Origin of the sequence: Luteococcus struthionis (assembly GCF_048595755.1) — a bacterium.
Classification (GTDB): domain Bacteria; phylum Actinomycetota; class Actinomycetes; order Propionibacteriales; family Propionibacteriaceae; genus Luteococcus.
On record NZ_CP184360.1, the window covers coordinates 996372 to 1014975 of the forward strand.

Below are 18604 nucleotides of genomic sequence, written 5' to 3' on the forward strand. Positions count from 1 at the left end.
CCCTTGTCGGGGCCCTTTTGCGACGCTTCGTCGTAGAAATCGTCACAAGTCATTGACTTTGGGGTAGGCCTCTGTCTATGGTTTCGTTCATCGCCCGAACATATTGGTCAACGGAGTCCACGATGCGAAGCAACACCCCACGGTCTGCCTGCCAGGCCATCGCCGGAGCAGCCGCTGCGGTCCTGATCACCACCAGCCTCGGCGCCGTCACGCCTGCCCAGGCCAGCCCCACCCCTGCCACCCCGGCCCCGGCCAACTCGCTCACCCTGCGCTCGAAGTCGCTGCAGGTGCACCTGTCCAAGACCTTCCCGCAGGTGCTCGGCTACCGCGATCTGGCCACCGGCGCCACGCTGGGGGGCCAGCCCACCGCGCTGGACGCCATCGTGGTCAACGGCAAGCGCCACGCGGTGCGCGTGGGCGTCGAGCCGCTCCCGGCCGGCATCAACTACGTCCTCACCGTCCCCGACCTGCCCGGCGTCAGCATCACGGTGCGCGCCTCGCTCAAGGGCAATGTGCTCACCTGGCAGGTCCTCAAGGTGCGTGACCACGGCAAGAACGTGGTCAACACCCTGGAGGTGCCGGGGCTCGACCTGGTCTCGATCTCCTCCGACCAGCCGGGGGCCACCAGCGCCTTCACCAAGATCGACACCGACACCACCCGTACGGCAGACCAGATCACGCCGCTCACCAAGGACACCCCGGTGCAGGCGGCGCCCGTCGGGGCCACCTACGGCATCGTCAACACCTCCCAGTTGGCGGCCTCGGTGGAGACCAACGGCACCTATGACAAGCCCGCTGGCGCCACCACCAAGGACGGCGGCCGGCTGTGGCACCAGGTGCAGGCCGACGAGGCCGGCACCAAGCGCGTCGGCATCACCCCCGGTCAGTGGACCGTGCGCGGCGAGGGCGCCACCGAACAGAGCGAGCTTCCCTGGGCCAAGGTGGTCATCACCACCGACCGCAACCAGGACGCCGGCGTGGACTGGCAGGACGGCGCCATCGCCTTCCGTGACATCGCCACCGTCGCCAAGGACTCCGACAAGGTGCCCAACCGGGTGATCCAGCACATCCCCTTCAACTTCTCCAGCCTGGCCACGCACCCCTTCCTGCGCACGCTCGACGACGTCAAGCGGCTCAGCCTGGCCACCGACGGCCTGGGCCAGTTCACCCTGCTCAAGGGCTATGCCTCCGAGGGCCACGACTCGGCCCACCCGGACTACGCGGGCAACTACAACGAGCGCGCCGGCGGCCTCAAGGACATGAACACCCTGCTCAAGGAGGGCAAGAAGTGGGGCAGTGACTTCGGCGTGCACGTCAACGCCACCGAGGCCTACCCCGAGGCCAAGGCCTTCGACGAGAAGCTGGTGGACAAGACCAAGCCCGGCTGGAACTGGCTCAACCAGAGCTACTACATCAACCAGCGCGACGACCTGAACTCCGGCAACCTGCTCAAGCGCACCGCCCAGCTGCGCAAGGACACCAAGGGCAACCTGGACACCCTCTACTGGGACGTCTACTACGGCTTCGGCTGGCTGCCCGACGAGATGGACGCCAAGCTGCGCGAGCAGGGCTTCAGCATCGCCTCCGAATGGGCCTACTCTCACGAGCGCAACAACCTGTGGGCGCACTGGGCCACCGACCGCAACTACGGCGGCGCCACCAACAAGGGCGTCAACAGCAAGATCGTCCGTTTCATCCGCAATTCCGAGCGCGACGTGTGGAACCCGCACCCGCTGCTGGCCGGATCGACCATCGTCGAGGCGGAGGGCTGGACCGGGCACAACGACTGGATGGCCCTGAAGAAGAATGTGTGGACCAACCAGCTGCCCACCAAGTTCCTGCAGCACAACCAGATCACCAAGTGGAGCGACCACGAGGTGCAGTTCACCAATGACGTGCGCAGCACCGACGCCAACGGCAAGCGGCAGTTCTTCGTCGACGACGCCCTGGTGCTCGACGGCGGCTCCTACCTGCTGCCCTGGGGTGGCAAGACGCCGCAGCAGGCCACCAAGGCCTACCACTACAGCCCCGACGGTGGCACCAGCACTTGGCAGCTGACCGGAGCCCTGAAGCGGGCCAAGAACTTCACCGTCTACGAACTCACCGACAAGGGCCGCACCAAGGTCGCCACGGTGGGCAATGACTCCGGGAAGATCACCCTGCAGGCGAAGGCAGGAAGCGCCTACGTGGTCTATCCGAACAAGGCACGCGTGCAGGCCGATCCCCAGTGGGGGCAGGGCACACCGGTTGCGGACCCCGGGTTCAACGGCGCCGATCTGGGCCCGTGGAATCCGACGGGCAAGACCGCCCTGCAGACCACCGAGAACGGCCTGCACGTGGCATCCCTGGGTGAGGGCCGCTCGAGCATCCAGCAGGACCTCAAGCTCAAGGGTGGCCAGCGCTACTCCGCCTCCGCCTGGGTGGAGGTCAAGCCCGGCCAGACCCGTCCCGTCACCCTCGCGGTGCAGGGACGCGGCGTGGACGCCAAGACCACCATCACCCGCTCCACCATGCCCAACCACGTGAGCTCCGACGAGCTGCGCGGCACCAACTTCCAGCGCGTCAAGGTGGTCTTCGACGCACCCCGCAATGGCAAGGTGCGCCTGGCCATCACCGCCGCTGACGGCTCCGCCCCGGTGCGCGTCGACGACGTGCGGGTGGTGGCCACCCAGGAGAAGCAGGTCAGCGGCAAGGTCCTGGTGGACCAGTCCTTCGAGAGCCTGGACCAGGGCTGGGGGCCCTTCGTGACCGGTCAGCCCGGCGGCGACGCCCGCACCCACCTCGCCTCGAAGCACGCGCCGTACACACAGGCCGGTTGGAACGGAAAGCTCGTCGACGACGTGCTGGACGGCCAGTGGTCGCTGAAGGCCCACGAGGAGGGCAAGGGGCTGGTCTACCGCACCTGGCAGGGCAGCGCCGACTTCAAGCCGGGTCACAAGTACCGGGTGGAGTTCGACCACCAGAACGCCACGGCGGGCGCCTACAGCTTCGTCACCGGCGTCGACCAGCCGGGGGAGGAGACCAAGCAGGTGGAGCTCACCAGCACCCCCTTCGGCGAGCAGCGCACCACCAGCCGCTTCGTGCGTGAGTTCACCACCGGCGGATGTGGGGACGCCTGGATCGGCATCCGACGCAATGCCGCCGGCGGTGCCCAGGCCGACTTCATCATGGACAACCTGAAGATCACCGACCTGGGGGCGACCGACGCCCCCGGCGCCTGCGCGAGGGCCGAGCTCACGGGCCCGCAGGCAGTGGTGCCGGGTGAGGAGAACATCTTCACCAGCCGCTTCACCAACCATGAGGGTCAGGCCGTCGACGACGTGACCATGGCGCTCGAACTGCCCGAGGGCTGGGTGGCCACCGCCGAGGGATCCGCCAATGTCGGCACCGTCGAACCCGACGCCACGGCGCAGGTGACCTGGAAGGTGCAGGTGCCCGCCGACGCCAAGGGCAGCCATGACCTGTCCAGCACCATCACCTACTCGGTGGGGGATGACCAGCGCACCGTCACGGCCGAGACGTCCACCCGGACCCTTCCCGAGGGGGCCATCCCGCAGTCGAGGATGAAGGTCAGTGGGGTCAGCGACGCCGAACCCGGAACCGGTGACGGATCGGCCCACGCGGCCATCGACGGCAATCCCGCCACCATGTGGCACTCGGCGTGGTCGCAGGTGGACCCCGATGCGCCCTACCCGCACTGGATCAGCTTCGATCTGGGTGCCAGCCACGAGCTGACCGGCTTCGACTACCAGGTGCGCAAGGGCAATGGCGCGATCAAGGACTACGAGATCTACGTCAGTGCCGACGGCAATGACTGGGGCGAACCGGTGGCCAAGGGCAGCTTTGCCTCGACGACCGAGGTGCAGCGCGTCACCCTCGGGTCGGTGAAGGGCCAGCACGTCAAGCTCGTCGGGCTGAACTCCATCAACGGCGCCGTCTTCGGTGGCGCCGGCGAGATCAACCTGTGGGGCACGCGGGCCTGAGCCCAACCGCAGCCACCCGGGCGGGGCGCCTCACCGCCCCGCCCGGGAACCAGATCCCGCTCACCACTCGCCCTGAACCATTCGCCCCTGAACCACTCGTCCTGAACCACCCCTCACGAACCACTTGCCAGGAGTCCCACGATGTACAGCCAGAATCCGTCCCAGGACGGTCCCAGTGGTCGGCTCACCCTGCCGATCCAGACCGGTCTGGACGATCGAGTCCGGGAGTTGCTCGACCGGCTCGGCGCCGATGCGGTGCGCAACAGTGACGGCACCGAGCTGCCGGAACTGGTCAACGAGCTGGCGGTGAAGGTCTACCAGACCTACTTCGTGGGACGAGGCGACCAGGCCTGGGCCGATGCCCACCCCGAACAGCGCACCCGCATCTACCTGATGAGCGAACGCACCCCCGCCCTTGCGGAGGGCCCGCTCGAGATCGACCTGATGGCCCGCTGGTTCGACCAGCAGGTTCGGCCGGACAGCGACTGCGACATCGCCCGCTGGTGGCAGGTGATCGACCGCAGCCTCGACAAGCCGCTGCCCGCCGAGGCCTGGGAGCTGCTGGAGGACGGGCACACCGTGCGGGTGCTCGAGCCCGTCCCGGGGCACGTCTACACCGTCGACTTCCTGGCCGAGCAGGTCTGGGACCCGACGCAGATGTACAACTACCTCACCAATGGTTGGCAGGACGACCCGACGCGGATCAAGGAATCCCCCTACGACGTGCGCCACCCCCAGACCTGGCAGCACGTGCGCGAGGCGCTGGCCCAGTGGCTGGCAGACCACCCGCGGGTGGACGTGGTGCGCTTCACCACCTTCTTCTACCACTTCACCCTGGTCTACGGCCCCGACGCCAAGGAACGCTTCGTCGACTGGTTCGGCTACTCGGCCTCGGTCAGCGTCGAGGCGATGGAGGCCTTCGAACAGGAGATGGGCTACCCGCTGACCGCCGAGGACTTCGTCGACGAGGGCTACTACAACTCGCCCTTCCGCATCCCCAGCAAGGCCTTCAAGGACTGGATCGCCTTCCAGCACCGCTTCGTCACCGACCGCGTCGCCCAATTGGTGGAGCAGGTGCACGCCGAGGGCAAGGAGGCGATGATGTTCCTGGGCGACAACTGGATCGGCACCGAGCCCTATGGCCCCCTGTTCGAGCGCACCGGCCTGGATGCCGTGGTGGGCAGCGTCGGATCGGCCGCCACCTGCCGCATGATCAGCGACATCCCCGGAGTGAAGTACACCGAGGGCCGCCTGCTGCCCTACTTCTTCCCCGACGTCTTCCACCCGGGTGGCGATCCGGTGGCCGAGGCCAACAGCTCCTGGCTGGCCGCGCGACGCGCCATCGTGCGCTCCCCGCTGGACCGAATCGGCTACGGCGGCTACCTCAGCCTGGCCCTGGAGCACCCCGACTTCGTGGAGCGCATGGAGCAGATCGTCGAGGAATTCCGAGCGCTGCACGAACGCAGTGGCGGCACCCGCCCGCAGACCGCGGGTTTCCGGGTGGGCATCCTCAACTCCTGGGGCAAGCTGCGCAGCTGGCAGACCCACATGGTTGCCCATGCCCTGTGGTACCGGCAGGCCTACAGCTACCTGGGGGTGCTGGAGGCGCTGGCGGGCCTGCCCTTCGATGTGGACTTCCTGAGCTTCGACGACCTGGCCGACGGGGTGCCCGAGGGCATCGGGGTGCTGGTCAACGTCGGTTCCCTGGGCTGTGCCTTCTCTGGCGGGCCGGCCTGGGAGGACCCGCGGCTGTGCGCCACCGTGCGTCGCTTCGTGGCCGACGGCGGCGGCCTGCTGGGCATCGGTGACCCGTCGGGCTGGCCCATGGGCGGCACCACCTTCCAGCTGGCCGACGTGCTGGGTGTCGATCGAGAAATGGGGTGGGGACTGTCCACCAACCGTCCGCTGCCCCCGGTGGCCCCGCACTTCATCACCGCAGACCTGGACGGCTCACTCGACGTGGGGGAGGGCACCGCGAACATCGTCTGCCTTGACCCGAAGGCCGAGGTGCTGGACTCCCACCAGGGCAGCGTCCGGGCCGCGGCCCACCGCTACGGGAACGGGGCTGCCGTCTACCTGGCCGGCCTGCCCTACAGCCACCAGAACTCCCGGCTGCTGCACCGCGCCCTGTACTGGGCCGCTGGCCGTGAGCAGGACTTCGGGCAGTGGCTGGCCGAGGACCCCCGCGTCGAGGTGGCCCACTACCCGCAGGGCGACCTGCTGGTGATGAACAATGCACAGGAGCCCGTCGAGACGACGGTGCACCTGGGCGACGGCAGCCCGTGGAAGGTGACCCTTCCGCCCGGCGGTCTGGAGTGGCTCCGGGCCGCGCCGGGCCAGACCGACCAAGGACGCCCGCAATGAGGCGGGAAGCACGCACAACGAATATCCACAGCAGTACCAGCAACGAAGGAAGAACCATGAACAGTCGATCAGCACGCCGCGGCATCGTCGCCGGTCTGGCCGCAGCGACCCTCGCCCTGAGCGCCTGCGGAGGTGGCAGCACCCCCACGGGGTCGTCCAGCGCCTCCGGCACCGAGGGCTCGTCCTCGGAGAAGGTCACGATCGAGTACCTGCACCGCCTGCCCGATGGTGAGGGCATGACCAAGGTGGCCGACATCGTCGCCAAGTGGAACAAGGAACACCCCAACATCCAGGTCAAGGCCACCAAGTTCGACGGCAAGGCCCCCGAGATGATCAAGAAGCTGGAGAACGACGGCAAGGCGGGATCCGAGCGATGCCTGGCGCAGGCCGGTTACGCCGAGATCCCCTCGCTGTACACCAAGGGCCTGCTGGCCGACGTCAGCGCCGACGCGGACAAGTACAAGGGCAGCTTCTCCGACGGTTCGATGCGGCTGATGAAGGTGGGCGAGGCCACCGTCGGCCTGCCGCAGGACTCCGGCCCGCTGGTCTACTTCTACAACAAGGCCGAGTTCGACAAGCTCGGGCTGAAGGCCCCCACCACCGCCGCAGAGCTGAGCGACGTCGCCAAGAAGGCCGCCGCCAAGGGCAAGTACGCGCTGGCCTTCCAGCCCGACGAGGCGCAGTACGGCCTGGCCGCGCTGGCCGCAGCCGCCGGGGCCAACTGGTATGCCACCGAGGGCGACAAGTGGACGGTCAACGTGACCAGCCCGGAGACCGCCAAGGTGGCCGACTTCTGGCAGCAGGCGATCGACGGCAAGGCCACCCTGGTGGAGAACCGCTGGGGTGACGGCTTCAAGAAGGCCCTGGTCGACCAGAAGCTGATCGGCACCATCGGTGCCGCCTGGGAGGCCCCGCTGCTGGCCGGCGACATGGCCGGCTCCAAGAACGTGGGCCAGTGGCAGGTGGCGCAGCTGCCCACCTTCGGCGAGAAGCAGATGACCGGCCCCGACGGCGGCTCCGGCGTCGTGGTGCTCAAGGGCTGCAAGAACCCGTCGCAGGCCATGGAGTTCAACAACTGGTTCAACACCCAGAACGCAGACCTGGCCACGCAGGGCCTGGTGGTGGCCGCCAATGGCGACGTCAGCACCCCCGCGGAGGTCAAGAAGTTCTTCGGTGGCCAGGACGTGATGAACGAGCTGTCCAAGGCGAACCAGACGCTGAACCCGGACTTCGGCTACATGCCCACCTGGCCCGCCGTGGCCGATCCGATGGCCAAGGCCGCCGCGGCCGCCGGTGAGGGCAAGGGCAAGGTCTCGGCGATCTTCGAGTCCGCGCAGAAGGCCTCCACGCAGTCGCTCAAGGACGCCGGGCTGCCCGTCGCCTGACGGGCCATCACACGCTGATCTGAAAGGCAGGACATGTCGACATCGACGGTTGACCGGGTGGGACGCAAGTCCCACCCGGGGCGGCGGCGCGAGGCGCTGAGCGGTTGGGCCTTCGTCGCACCCTTCGCAGTGCTGTTCGGCTTCTGTTTCCTGGTTCCGATCGGCGTCTCCATCCATTCCTCCTTCTACCGTGCCGTGCCCTCGGGCGGTGGCCTCTACGGCGGCGGTGAGCTGGTCAACCAGTTCGTCGGCCTGCGCAACTACGTGGAGATCGCCCAGGGCGCGGCCTTCTGGCGGGGCATGGGCAGGGTGCTGGCCTTCGGCATCGTGCAGGTGCCCTTGATGATCGGAGCGGCCCTGGCGCTGGCGCTGCTGCTCGACTCGCAGATGGTGCGTCGGGTGGGGATCTTCCGGCTGGGCTTCTTCCTGCCCTATGCCGTGCCCGGCGTCGTGGCCGCGCTGATGTGGACCTACATGTACAACCCGGAATTCTCACCGATCAACCAGGTGCTGTCCGTGGCCGGCATCCAGATCCCCTTCTTCTCGCCCAAGGTGATCCTGTGGTCGATGGCGAACATGACCACCTGGACCTTTACCGGGTACAACATGCTGATCTTCCTGGCGGCCCTCCAGGCGATCCCGCACGACCTCTACGAGGCCGCCCGCATCGACGGCGCCTCCAACTGGACGATCGTGCGCTCCATCAAGATCCCACTGGTGCGCAATGCCTGTCTGCTGGCGGTGCTGCTGAGCATCATCGGCACGGTGCAGCTGTTCAACGAACCCGCCGTGCTGCAGACGGTCAACCCGTGGATGGGCAACGACTACACCCCCATGATGATGGCCTACAACACGATGATGGGCGGCATCTCTCCCTCGGGTGAGGGGCCGGCCTCGGCCATCTCCATCCTGATGGCGCTGCTGGCCGGCATCCTGGCCGTCGGCTACGCCTACCTGCAGAAGAAGGCTGACTGATGTCCGCAACCGATGCCCTGCCCCCGTCGCTGCGTCCCTCGCGGACGGCGCGCGCCATCACCCTGGCCGTCCTGCTGCTGGTGCTGGTCTACTCGCTGGCGCCCATCTACTGGCTGGTGGTCTCGGCCACCAAGTCGAACCCAGACCTGGTCTCCTCCAATGGCTGGTGGTTCGCCGAGAACAACCTCGTGGCCAACTACCACGCCCTGATGTCGTGGACCCAGGGCCTGTTCTGGCGCTGGGTGGCCAACTCGGTGCTCTACTCGCTGGTGGCGGGCGTGGTGGGGACGCTGCTGTCCGTCGCCGCCGGCTACGGCCTGGCCAAGTTCCGCTTCCCGGGGCGAGGCGCGGTGCAGGTGGTCATCATGGCCGGCCTGCTGCTGCCGATCGCGCTGCTGACCATTCCGCTGTACCTGGTCTTCGACCGGATGGGGCTGACCAACACCATGTGGGCGGTCATCATCCCCAGCTGCGTCAGCCCCTTCGGCGTCTTCCTGGGCCGGGTCTACGCCCAGTCCTCGGTGCCCGACGAGATCCTCGAATCGGCCCGCATCGACGGTGCGGGAGAGGTGCGCATCTTCTTCACCATGGTGCTGCGGCTGCTGGCCCCCGCCATGGTGACGATCTTCCTGTTCATCTTCGTCGCCACCTGGAACAACTTCCTGCTGCCGCTGATGATGCTGAACTCGGCCGACCTCAAGCCGGTGACGCTGGGCCTGTACGGCATGATGAGCTACTTCAACCCGCAGTACGGCGCGGTGCTGCAGGGAGCCCTACTGGGCGTCATCCCGCTGGTGGTGCTCTTCCTGTCCTTGCAGAAGCGCTGGCAGTCCGGCCTGGCGGCAGGCGCCGTCAAGGGGTAGGTCTTCCCGGGGCTGTCCGTCGGGTCGCCCCACCCCACCAGCCCGACGCTCGGCTTGTTCCGTGGCCGCCTCGGCTGCGTTCTGGTGACCCGGTGTCTAGCGGGTGAGCCCCACCTCGTGGGCGAAGAGCACCAGGCCAACCCGGTCACGGGCACGCAGCTTGGCCAGCAGGCGCCCGATGTGGGTCTTGACGGTGCCCTCGGCCATGTAGAGGGTGCTGGCGATCTCCGCATTGGTGGCTCCGTGGGCGATCTCCACCAGCACCTCGCGCTCCCGGTCGGTGAGCTGCTCCAATCGGGGGTCGCTGCCGCCCGGGGCGGCGGGCAGGATCGGCACGACGTGCTCCAGCAGTCGTCGGGTGGCAGAAGGGGCCAGCACCCCGTCCCCGCAGGCCACGGTGCGGATGGCATTGAGCAGCTCCGCCGGGCGGGCGTCCTTGAGCATGAAACCGGAGGCGCCGGCCTTGAGGGCGGCAAAGACGTACTCGTCCAGGTCGAAGGTGGTCAGCACCAGGACCTTCGCCGACGATCCCTGCTGCACCAGCCGACGGGTGGCCTCCACCCCGTCCATCACCGGCATGCGGATGTCCATCAGCACCACGTCCACCTGCTGGGTGGCCAGCTGGTCGAGCACCTCCTGCCCATTGCTCGCGGTGGCCACCACCTCCATGTCGTCCTCGGCCTCGATCAACATCTGGAAGCCGCTGCGCACCAGCGACTGGTCATCGGCCAGCAGTACTCGCAGGATCGGGGTGGTCATCGGGAACTCCTGTCGGGGAAGGGATCTGTGACGGTGGTCGAGCGGGGCGCCTCGGGTAGCGGGACGGGCAGGATCGCCCGCACCAGGAAGCCACCGCCGGGCTTGGGCTCGGCCAACAGCTGGCCGCGCATCGAGACGACGCGTTCGCGCATGCCCTGCAGCCCGTGGCCGGTGTGGTCGTCGTCGGCCGCAGCCCCCAGACCGTCGTCGCTGATCTCGGCGATGACCAGCGTCGGGGTGTAGGTGAGCGTGACCTGCGCGGAGGCCTCGGGGCCGGCGTGCTTGAGGAAGTTGGTGACCGCCTCCTGCACCACGCGGAAGATGGTCAGTCCCAGCGTGGAGGGCACCTGCGGCGGCTCGCCCTCCAGGTAGAGGTGCACCCGCGGATCGCTGCGCGCCACCATCTCGGGGATGTCCAGCAGCCCGGGGGTGGGGGCGTACTGGGCGTCGTCCTCCGGGCTGCCGCGCAGCACCCCGACGATGCGTCGCATCTCGGTTAGCGCCTCACGGCCCGTCTCGGCGATGGTGTCGAGCACCTCGGGGGCGCGTTCCGGCTTCTTGGCGGCCAGGGCCCGGCCTCCCTCGGCCTGGACGATCATGACGCTGAGCGAGTGGGCGACGATGTCGTGCAGTTCGCGGGCGATCTGCGAGCGCACGCTCGCCTCGGTGCTGCGCGCCCGCTGTTCGTGCTCGGCCAAGGCCAGGCTGCGGCGCTCGGCCTCGGCCAGCACTCGGGCGCGATCGGCCTGCACCGATTCCCGAACTCGTCGGCCAACCGTGTAGGCGGTGAGCAGCAGCCCGCCGGAACCGCTGGCGGCCAACAGGAACATGGTGGTGGGGAAGCCGCCGCCCGAGGCGTACTCGGCCAGGAAGTCCACCCACCTGGCCGGGCCGGCCACCGCACCCACCAGTGCCAGAGCCAGCACCAGACGGGCGCGGTGTCCACCCACCCAGCGTGCCACCGAGTAGGCCACCAGCAGCACGCACACCAGGGAGGGGGTGGGGACCGGAAGCAGGCACAGGTGGAGCAGGCACAGCAGCGTGGTCAGCGCCAGGGTGGCCAGGGGTCGTCGGCGGCGCAGCACCGTCGCCGCGCACAGCCCCAGCCCCAGCAGTGCCGAGCGGGTGGTGAGGGCCTGTGGTGTCAGCGCGTGTTGCGGCACCTGGGCGGACACGTCGAGCAGGAGCAACGGCACCACCGTGAACACCGCGAGCAGCCCGGCGACGGCCAGGTCGAGCGACCAGGTCACGTGGCCGAGCTCGTCAGCGGCGGGCCGGGCAGTACTCATCGCCCCCAACCCTAGGGCTGGGGGCGGCGCAGTGGGGATCGGCCCGTGGTCTTGGCCCGATGGCACCGAGGTCCCGCTTCGGCGCCACCAAGCAGAGGGGTGATGCACCCCGCCCGTGGGCCTCGGGCCGGCCGGTGCCTGCTGGGTGTCCGAGGATCGAACTGCACATGAAATATGCAGGTATACAGAGATAATTGGGGCACTGCGTCACACGGGGATCGGCTCGTCAAGGGGCAAAACCCCTACCACGGTTGGATGTGGGCTGGTCCCGGCGTGGGGCAGAATGGTCTCACCTTGCACAGGTTGGTTGCCGCTGCCTGGCTGGCAGTGGCAGCGTCGGATCCGTCCCCGAGGAGTCACATGAGTCAGCCGCCAGTCGTCGGCGACTCCGTGGCGCCACCTCGGGGTTATGCGGCGGTCGCGCGCGGGATTGCCGAGGGCACCCACGATCCGTCCTGGCTCGAGGACTTCATCACCCGCATCGACGACCGCGTCGACCTGGCCGACCACCACATGCTGGTGGTGTTGGCCCTGTTGCTGGACGGTGGCCATGACCTGCCCGACCAGTTGCGCGAGGCCCTGGAACACAGCGTGCTGGGTTTCCGGTACTGGATGGACGAGCCCGGTAGCGACTCGATGTGCCACTGGAGCGAGAGCCACCAGGTGACCTTCGGGGTGGTGGAATACCTGGCCGGGCAGCACTTCTGTGATCGAACCTTCACCAATGACGGGCGCCGCGGAGCGGCCAAGATGGAGCGGGCCAAGCGACGGCTGCACACCTGGTTGGCGCTGCGCTTCCGCCACGGCTTCAGCGAATGGCTCTCGGCCACCTTCTATGCGGTCAACGTCTCGGCACTGACCCTGTTGGTGGAGCACTGCCGCGACGAGGACCTGGCCAACCGTGCCGCGATGGTGCTCGACCTGCTGATGCTCGATCTGGCGCTGCACCGCTTCGACGGGCACTTCGTCGCCTCCTCGGGCCGAGCCCAGGCACTGCACAAGGCCTTCCCCGACCGGTCCGAGGTGGACCCGGTGGTGACCAGCGCCTTCCATCCCAGGCACGCCACCTTCGACCCCCAGAAGTTCACCTCGATCTTCGTGGCGCGCACCAAGTACCGAATTCCCCAGGTGATCCGCGAGATCGCCTTCGCCCAGGCCGATCACCTCATCACCAGCTCGCACGGGCTCGGCCTGCGCGAGGTGCCGGTGGAGGCGGCTCGGTTCCGGGGTCTGGACGCGGCCACCCGGCGCGGCATCGCGCTGGGCATCTACTGGGGTATGGAGGCCTTCATCACCCCCGAGGGGATCGGGCCGACGATGGAGGCCCTCGACCACTACTACCTGGACGGCAACCGCTTCCTGGCGCCCCTGGCCCCCTTCCGCAAGATGCCGAGTCGTCGCGTGATGGCGGCGCTGGTGCGTTCGCTCAACCCGATCACCCAGGGCGCCGCGCTGCATCGCGCCAATGTGCAGACCTACCGCACGCCGAACTACCTGCTCAGCAGCGCCCAGCACTACCTGCCCGGCAGCTTCGGAGACCAGGAGTGCATCTGGGAGGCCGCGCTGCCCGGCGGGATCCACCTGTTCTCGACCCATCCCGGATCGACCCTGCTCGACGAGGAGGCGCGCCCGGCAACGCCGTCCGGATGGATCGGCAACGGGGTGCGGCCCGACGTGGCGCAGATGCGCAATGTGCTGCTGGCCCTGTACGACACCCGGGGCCGACGCGGCTACCTCGAGGGGCGACGCCACGAATTGAGCCACCTGTTCTTCCCGGCGGCCAGCTTCGACGAGACCAAGCTGGCAGAGAACGTGGTCGCCGGCCGCCGCGGGGACTCCTACTTCGGTGCCGTCGGGCTCGACCACCTCGAGATGCCCAATGAGAGCGAGCTGGTGCAACGCGGGGCGGTGACGGGCTGGGCCATCATGGTGGCCGACCGTTCCGATTTCGGTTCCCTGCACCACTTCGTCGACTACCTGCGCAGTTCGCGACTGGTGCACCAGCGCAACACCCTGTGCTGGAGCACGGCCGGGCACGAGTACGAGCTGGAGTGGAATGGCCACTTCATCGTCGACGGGACCGTGGTCGACACCGAGTACCAACGCCTGCGGTGTGACTGGGCCAGCGTGGGGCGCAAGCCCTCGGTGATCGAGGTGACCGGGCGTACCGGCACCCTGGTGCTGGACTGGAAGCTCGGGGAGCGGACCCAGGCGCCGGGGGTCTCGACGGCTCCATGAGCGGTGGGCTTCACGCCGTGGCAAAAAAGTGATATCACTTTAATTGTCACGGCGTCACAGCGACGCCCCCAGCGGAAAGGCCCACCATGCCCGAGCACGATCCCGACCTGACCCCCGCCCCCGAAGACCAGCCACTCTCCTCACGGCCAGTGGGGCACGACGGCATCCGCATCGACATCGCCGAACGGCGGGCCTGGCACATCTCCGGGATCCTCTTCCTGGTGCTGGCCCTGCTGGCCATCCTCGGCGGTTGTGCCCTGACCGTGATGGGCTTCAGCCGGGAATCGCTGGGGCAGGTGGTGCTGGGCATCCTGCTGGTGGTGGCCGCCCTGGTGATGACCACCGGGCTGCGCATCGTCAACCCCGGCGAGGCCGCCGTCGTGCAGTTCCTGGGCCACTACCTGGGCACGGTGCGCACCACCGGGCTCAACCTGACCGCCCCGCTCACCACCGGCCGCAAGGTCTCGGTCAAGGCCGTGAACTTCGAGGTGGAGCCCATGAAGGTGAACGACTCCAACGGCAACCCGATCGAGATCGGCGCCATCGTCGTCTACCAGGTGGCCGACACCGCCAAGGCCGCCTTCGCCGTCGAGGACCACGACGACTTCGTCCGCAAGCAGGCCGAATCGGCGCTGCGCCACGTGGCCATGAGCCATCCCTACGACGACCACTCGCTGGGGCTGGGCTCCGAGCCCCACACCCCGGTCATCACACTGCGTGAATCCACCGACGAGGTGAGCGCCGAGCTGGCCCACGAGGTGGCCGAACGCGTCGCCGTGAGCGGCGTGGAGATCATCGAGGTGCGGCTGGCGCACCTGGCCTATGCGCAGGAGATCGCCTCGGCCATGCTGCGTCGCCAGCAGGCCAATGCCGTGCTCAGTGCCCGCCAGGTGATCGTCCAGGGCGCCACCGAGATGGCCAAGCAGGCCGTCCGTGAACTCGACGCGCAGAGCGACCTGGAACTCGACCCGGAGCGCAAGGCCGCCATGATCACCAACCTGCTGGTGGTGCTGTGCTCCGAGCAGAACACCCAGCCGGTACTCAACACCGGCAGCCTCTACTGAGCGCCCCGATGAGATCCATGGTTCATGGCTGACAAGCGCAAACAGGTGATCGTGCGGATGAGCCCGCAACTGCACGAAGCCCTGGCCCGCTGGGCCGCCGACGACATGCGCTCGCTCAACGGCCAGATCGAGATGCTCCTGCGCGACGGCCTGCGTCGCGCAGGACGGCTGCCCAAGGACCTGCCCGAGTCACGCCGACCGGGACGCCCCCGCAAGGACGAGGACTAGCCGGCCCGTTCCCCGGGCTTGCTTTGCCGTTCCCCGAGCTGCTTTCCCGTTCCCCGAGCTTGTCGAGGGGCCTCGACAAGCTCGGCCGTCGGTTTGGGTGGGCTCGGCCGCCGGAAGCGTCCTGGCTCAGCGCTTGCGGTAGAGGCTCTTGGACTGGAAGACCGGCTCGCTGGTCACCTGCACGCCGAGGTTGCGGAAGATGCCCTCGTCGACGCTGCCCAGGATGGTGGTGGTGTGGACGTCGCACCCGCGAAGGTCTGCGATCTTGTCCAGCGCCAGCCGGGCATTCGGGTCGCTGGTGGCGCTGACGCTCAGCGCGATCAGCACCTCGTCGGTGTGCAGCCGCGGATTGCGGCTGCCCAGGTGCTCGGTCTTGAGGGTCTGGATGGGCTCGATGCTCTCGGGCGCCAGCAGGTTGATGCGGGGATCGATCCCGGCCAGCTGCTTCAACGCGTTGAGCAGCATCGCCGAGCAGGCGCCCAGCAGCGGCGAGGTCTTGCCCACGACGATGCTGCCGTCGGCCAGCTCGATGGCCGCGGCGGGCGCCTTGGTCTTCTTCTCCAGGTCGAGCGCCGGCTTCACGACGGGCCGGTCGGTGCTCTCGACGCCCAACTGGCTCATCAGCAGGGCGATCCGGTCGCTCTGGGTGGGCTCCAGCTCGTCGCGGCGCTCCTGCACCAGCGCCTTGTACCAGCGTCGGATGACCTCCTGGCGGGAGGCCTCACGGCACACCTCGTCGTCGACGATCGCCTTGCCGACCATGTTCACCCCCATGTCGGTGGGCGACTTGTAGGGCGACTGGCCCAGCAACTGCTCGAACAGGCGGTTGAGGACGGGGAAGACCTCCACGTCCCGGTTGTAGTTGACCGTCTGCTCGCCATAGGCGGCCAGGTGGAAGGGGTCGATCATGTTCACGTCGTCGAGGTCTGCCGTGGCGGCCTCGTAGGCGACATTGACCGGATGGTCCAGCGGCAGGTTCCAGATCGGGAAGGTCTCGTACTTGGCGTAGCCGGACGGGATTCCACGCTTGTGGTCGTGGTAGAGCTGGCTGAGGCAGGTGGCCATCTTGCCGCTGCCGGGCCCGGGCGCGGTGACCACGACCAGGTCGCGTTCGGTCTCCACGTACTCGTTCTTGCCGTAGCCCTGGTCGCTGACCACGTGCGCGACGTCATTGGGGTAGCCCTTGATGACGTGGTGGCGGTAGACCTTCAGGCCGAGGCGTTCCAGCTTGCGGCGGAAGGCCTTGGCTCCGCGGTTGTCCTCGCTCCACTGACTCATCACCACGCTGGCCACCAGCAGCCCGTAGTCCCGGAAGGCGTCGATGAGGCGCAGCACGTCGTCCTCGTAGGAGATGCCCAGGTCTGCGCGCACCTTGGTGAGGTCCTTGGCGGAGACCACCATCACCACCTCGGCCTCGTCGGCCATGGTGGACAGCATCTCGATCTTGTTGTCGGGGGTGAAGCCCGGCAGGACGCGCGAGGCGTGCATGTCGTCGAAGAGCTTGCCGCCGAACTCCAGGTAGAGCTTGCCGCCGAACTGCCTGCGCCGCTGGTCGATGTGCTGGGACTGGAGTTCCAGATAGAGGTCGCGGTCGAAGCCGATCTTGTGCATGTCATCCCCTGTCGCTGCGTACAACTCGTGGAGCATACCCAGCTGGTGTTGCGGTCATGTTTCCGGTGTGTGGCCCGGCCATGTTGAGGATGTGACGCCGGCGATGGGGCAGGAGCGTCTCACTTGCGGTGGCGGCTCAGTACGCGCCAGGCCCAGGTGCGTGGAACCTCGCGGCCGGAGCAGACGTACTCGATCGCCGCGTCGGCGTAGAGGGTGTCGTTGAGCTGCGCCAGCCCTCGGGTGCGGGTCAACAACCCCACCTCGTCGCCACGCCGAAGCACGGTGTCCAAGGAGGGCTCGTAGGTGATGCGGCTGCCGCGCTTGTGCAGGTAGGCGAAGGCGCTGATGGCCTGCTCGCGGTCATCGGGATCGCGCAGCAGGTCGGCGATGGTCACCTGTTCGCCGCGGTCGAGCCAGCGGCACACCGCCGGGGCCTGGTGCGGGGTGAGGGGGATCAGCTTGGAGATCGGGCACCACTCGTCCAGGCGGGCCGTGATGCGGGTGCGCAGGTCCAGGGCCGCATCATTGTCCAGCCCCTGCACGTGCTCGACGAAACCCCAGTACAGCGGGGATTCCAGCCTGGCCAGGATCTCCAGGGCCACCAGGTCTGTGGCGATGAAGACGCTGTCGGGTTCGAAGGCGCGCAGCAGGCTCGTGGTGTGGATCGACTTCTGGCGCACGGAGAGGTAGATGTCGGGATTGACCAGCCGGGCGTGGGCCGCCATCGAGAGGTTGGTGGTGTCCGACTCCACACCCGCCACGAAGCCGACGATGCCGGTGAAGTCGGGCATGCCGTCGGCCGGGGAGACCTCCTCCACCTCGAGGCCGGCCTTGCGCAGGTCGAGTGCCACCTCGTGGCCGAAGCGGTCATCGGCGCTGATCATCCAGCGGCCACTGGCCAGCTCGTCGTGCAGCGGCGGCATCTCCGTGCCGGGCTCGCTCATCAGCCAGGAGCTGAGCTGGTAGGTGGCGGGGCGGTGCAGCGCAGTCACCAGGTAGGCGCCGTAGCGGTCGAAGGGGTTGATGACCGCCTGGGGCGTGAAGTCCAGCATCCGCGCCATGTTGGTCCGCTCGGAGCAGCGGGTGATCACCGGGACGTCGGGGCGCAGCAGGTCTGCGGCCATCACCACGGCCAGGTTGGTCTCGTCGTCGGCGGTCATCGCGATGATGCCCTCGCACAGCGGATGGCCCATGCCCGCCAGGCCCAGCTGGGCCGGGTTGCGGGGGTCGCCGGCGATGGCGGGCACGTCACCGGCCAACTGGTCGGTGGTCAGCACGTCGATGCGATCGGCGTCCTCGTCCACCACGACGATGCGTCGCCCCGCGTGGTCGAGCGCATTGGCCAGGGTGCGGCCGGCCTGTCCGTAGCCGACGAGCAGCAGGAAGGGTTCGTGGATGCCCTTGACCCGGCTGCGGAAGCGCTGCAGGTTGACCGCTCGACGAAAGGCCGGCTCCTGCAGCAGCGAGACCAGGGAGCCGAAGACATAGGTCCAGCCGGTCACCGAGGCGTAGATGGTGGCCGTGACCCACATGCGCTGGGCCGCGGTGAAGGTGTAGTTCAGCTCGCCGAAACCGATGGTCATGGCGGTGTAGCTGATGAAGTAGAACGAGTCGAACAGCGTCATGCGCCACTGTTTGCCCTCGTCGTCGACACCGGGGATCAGGCTCAGGCCGAGCACGCTGATGGCGAAGATGCAGATCAGCACCACCAATGGGAAGCGCATCCGGCGCAGCACCAGGAAGATCGCCTCGGTGGAGGGAACGTCGGTGGGTACGTCCACCTCCACCCGTCGCAGGCGACGGGTGGACATCCAGGGGCGAGTGACCAGGGGCGGCATCGGCGGG

Annotated in this window: 12 protein-coding genes; 8 read left to right on the forward strand and 4 right to left on the reverse strand. The window is 68.0% G+C overall.

Features of this window, described 5'->3' with window-relative positions:
* Positions 1–122: 122 nt before the first annotated feature.
* The 5 genes from ACOAMO_RS04615 (at position 123) to ACOAMO_RS04635 (ending at position 9570) form a co-directional block, all read left to right on the forward strand.
* Positions 123–3983, forward strand: coding sequence for an endo-alpha-N-acetylgalactosaminidase family protein (locus ACOAMO_RS04615; protein ID WP_420176412.1), 3861 nt, complete (start codon positions 123–125; stop codon positions 3981–3983).
* Positions 3984–4124: 141 nt separating this feature from the next.
* Positions 4125–6347, forward strand: a complete 2223-nt coding sequence (gene gnpA, locus ACOAMO_RS04620) for a 1,3-beta-galactosyl-N-acetylhexosamine phosphorylase (protein WP_420176413.1) — start codon at positions 4125–4127, stop codon at positions 6345–6347.
* 56 nt (positions 6348–6403) lie between these two features.
* Positions 6404–7732, forward strand: a complete 1329-nt coding sequence (locus ACOAMO_RS04625; protein WP_420176414.1) for an ABC transporter substrate-binding protein — start codon at positions 6404–6406, stop codon at positions 7730–7732.
* A gap of 33 nt (positions 7733–7765) precedes the next feature.
* Positions 7766–8707, forward strand: a complete 942-nt coding sequence (locus ACOAMO_RS04630; protein WP_420176415.1) for a carbohydrate ABC transporter permease — start codon at positions 7766–7768, stop codon at positions 8705–8707.
* Positions 8707–9570: a carbohydrate ABC transporter permease gene (locus ACOAMO_RS04635; protein ID WP_420176416.1), complete on the forward strand. Its 864-nt coding sequence runs from the start codon at positions 8707–8709 to the stop codon at positions 9568–9570. Before ACOAMO_RS04630 ends, ACOAMO_RS04635 begins: the two co-directional genes overlap by 1 nt.
* A gap of 96 nt (positions 9571–9666) precedes the next feature.
* On the opposite strand, the gene ACOAMO_RS04640 is transcribed toward ACOAMO_RS04635, so the two are convergent.
* Positions 9667–10329, reverse strand: a complete 663-nt coding sequence (locus ACOAMO_RS04640; RefSeq protein WP_420176417.1) for a response regulator transcription factor — start codon at positions 10327–10329, stop codon at positions 9667–9669.
* Positions 10326–11618 carry a sensor histidine kinase gene (locus ACOAMO_RS04645; protein ID WP_420176418.1) on the reverse strand — a complete coding sequence of 431 codons (1293 nt, stop codon included), beginning with the start codon at positions 11616–11618 and terminating at the stop codon, positions 10326–10328. The genes ACOAMO_RS04640 and ACOAMO_RS04645 overlap by 4 nt, the downstream gene beginning before the upstream one ends.
* A gap of 360 nt (positions 11619–11978) precedes the next feature.
* Between ACOAMO_RS04645 and ACOAMO_RS04650 the strand changes: the two genes are divergently transcribed.
* From ACOAMO_RS04650 to ACOAMO_RS04660, 3 genes are all read left to right on the forward strand, one after another.
* Positions 11979–13856 (forward strand): hypothetical protein, encoded by a 1878-nt coding sequence (locus ACOAMO_RS04650; RefSeq protein ID WP_420176419.1) that lies wholly within the window; start codon positions 11979–11981, stop codon positions 13854–13856.
* 86 nt (positions 13857–13942) lie between these two features.
* Entirely contained in the window at positions 13943–14920 is a 978-nt protein-coding gene (locus tag ACOAMO_RS04655; protein ID WP_420176420.1) for an SPFH domain-containing protein, read from the forward strand.
* Between the two features lie 24 nt (positions 14921–14944).
* Entirely contained in the window at positions 14945–15148 is a 204-nt protein-coding gene (locus ACOAMO_RS04660; protein ID WP_420176421.1) for a hypothetical protein, read from the forward strand.
* Positions 15149–15274: 126 nt separating this feature from the next.
* On the opposite strand, the gene ACOAMO_RS04665 is transcribed toward ACOAMO_RS04660, so the two are convergent.
* Together ACOAMO_RS04665 and ACOAMO_RS04670 are read right to left on the reverse strand one after the other, a co-directional pair.
* Positions 15275–16759, reverse strand: coding sequence for a DUF1846 domain-containing protein (locus tag ACOAMO_RS04665; RefSeq protein WP_420176422.1), 1485 nt, complete (start codon positions 16757–16759; stop codon positions 15275–15277).
* A 119-nt stretch (positions 16760–16878) separates the two neighbouring features.
* Positions 16879–18597 carry a potassium channel family protein gene (locus ACOAMO_RS04670; RefSeq protein ID WP_420176423.1) on the reverse strand — a complete coding sequence of 573 codons (1719 nt, stop codon included), beginning with the start codon at positions 18595–18597 and terminating at the stop codon, positions 16879–16881.
* Positions 18598–18604 lie beyond the last annotated feature (7 nt).

Coding starts and splice junctions, on each gene's coding strand:
- ACOAMO_RS04615 (WP_420176412.1), top strand. CDS start 123: ATGCGAAGCAACACCCCACGGTCTGCCTGCCAGGCCATCGCCGGAGCA.
- gnpA (WP_420176413.1), top strand. CDS start 4,125: ATGTACAGCCAGAATCCGTCCCAGGACGGTCCCAGTGGTCGGCTCACC.
- ACOAMO_RS04625 (WP_420176414.1), top strand. CDS start 6,404: ATGAACAGTCGATCAGCACGCCGCGGCATCGTCGCCGGTCTGGCCGCA.
- ACOAMO_RS04630 (WP_420176415.1), top strand. CDS start 7,766: ATGTCGACATCGACGGTTGACCGGGTGGGACGCAAGTCCCACCCGGGG.
- ACOAMO_RS04635 (WP_420176416.1), top strand. CDS start 8,707: ATGTCCGCAACCGATGCCCTGCCCCCGTCGCTGCGTCCCTCGCGGACG.
- ACOAMO_RS04640 (WP_420176417.1), bottom strand. CDS start 10,329: ATGACCACCCCGATCCTGCGAGTACTGCTGGCCGATGACCAGTCGCTG.
- ACOAMO_RS04645 (WP_420176418.1), bottom strand. CDS start 11,618: ATGAGTACTGCCCGGCCCGCCGCTGACGAGCTCGGCCACGTGACCTGG.
- ACOAMO_RS04650 (WP_420176419.1), top strand. CDS start 11,979: ATGAGTCAGCCGCCAGTCGTCGGCGACTCCGTGGCGCCACCTCGGGGT.
- ACOAMO_RS04655 (WP_420176420.1), top strand. CDS start 13,943: ATGCCCGAGCACGATCCCGACCTGACCCCCGCCCCCGAAGACCAGCCA.
- ACOAMO_RS04660 (WP_420176421.1), top strand. CDS start 14,945: ATGGCTGACAAGCGCAAACAGGTGATCGTGCGGATGAGCCCGCAACTG.
- ACOAMO_RS04665 (WP_420176422.1), bottom strand. CDS start 16,759: ATGCACAAGATCGGCTTCGACCGCGACCTCTATCTGGAACTCCAGTCC.
- ACOAMO_RS04670 (WP_420176423.1), bottom strand. CDS start 18,597: ATGCCGCCCCTGGTCACTCGCCCCTGGATGTCCACCCGTCGCCTGCGA.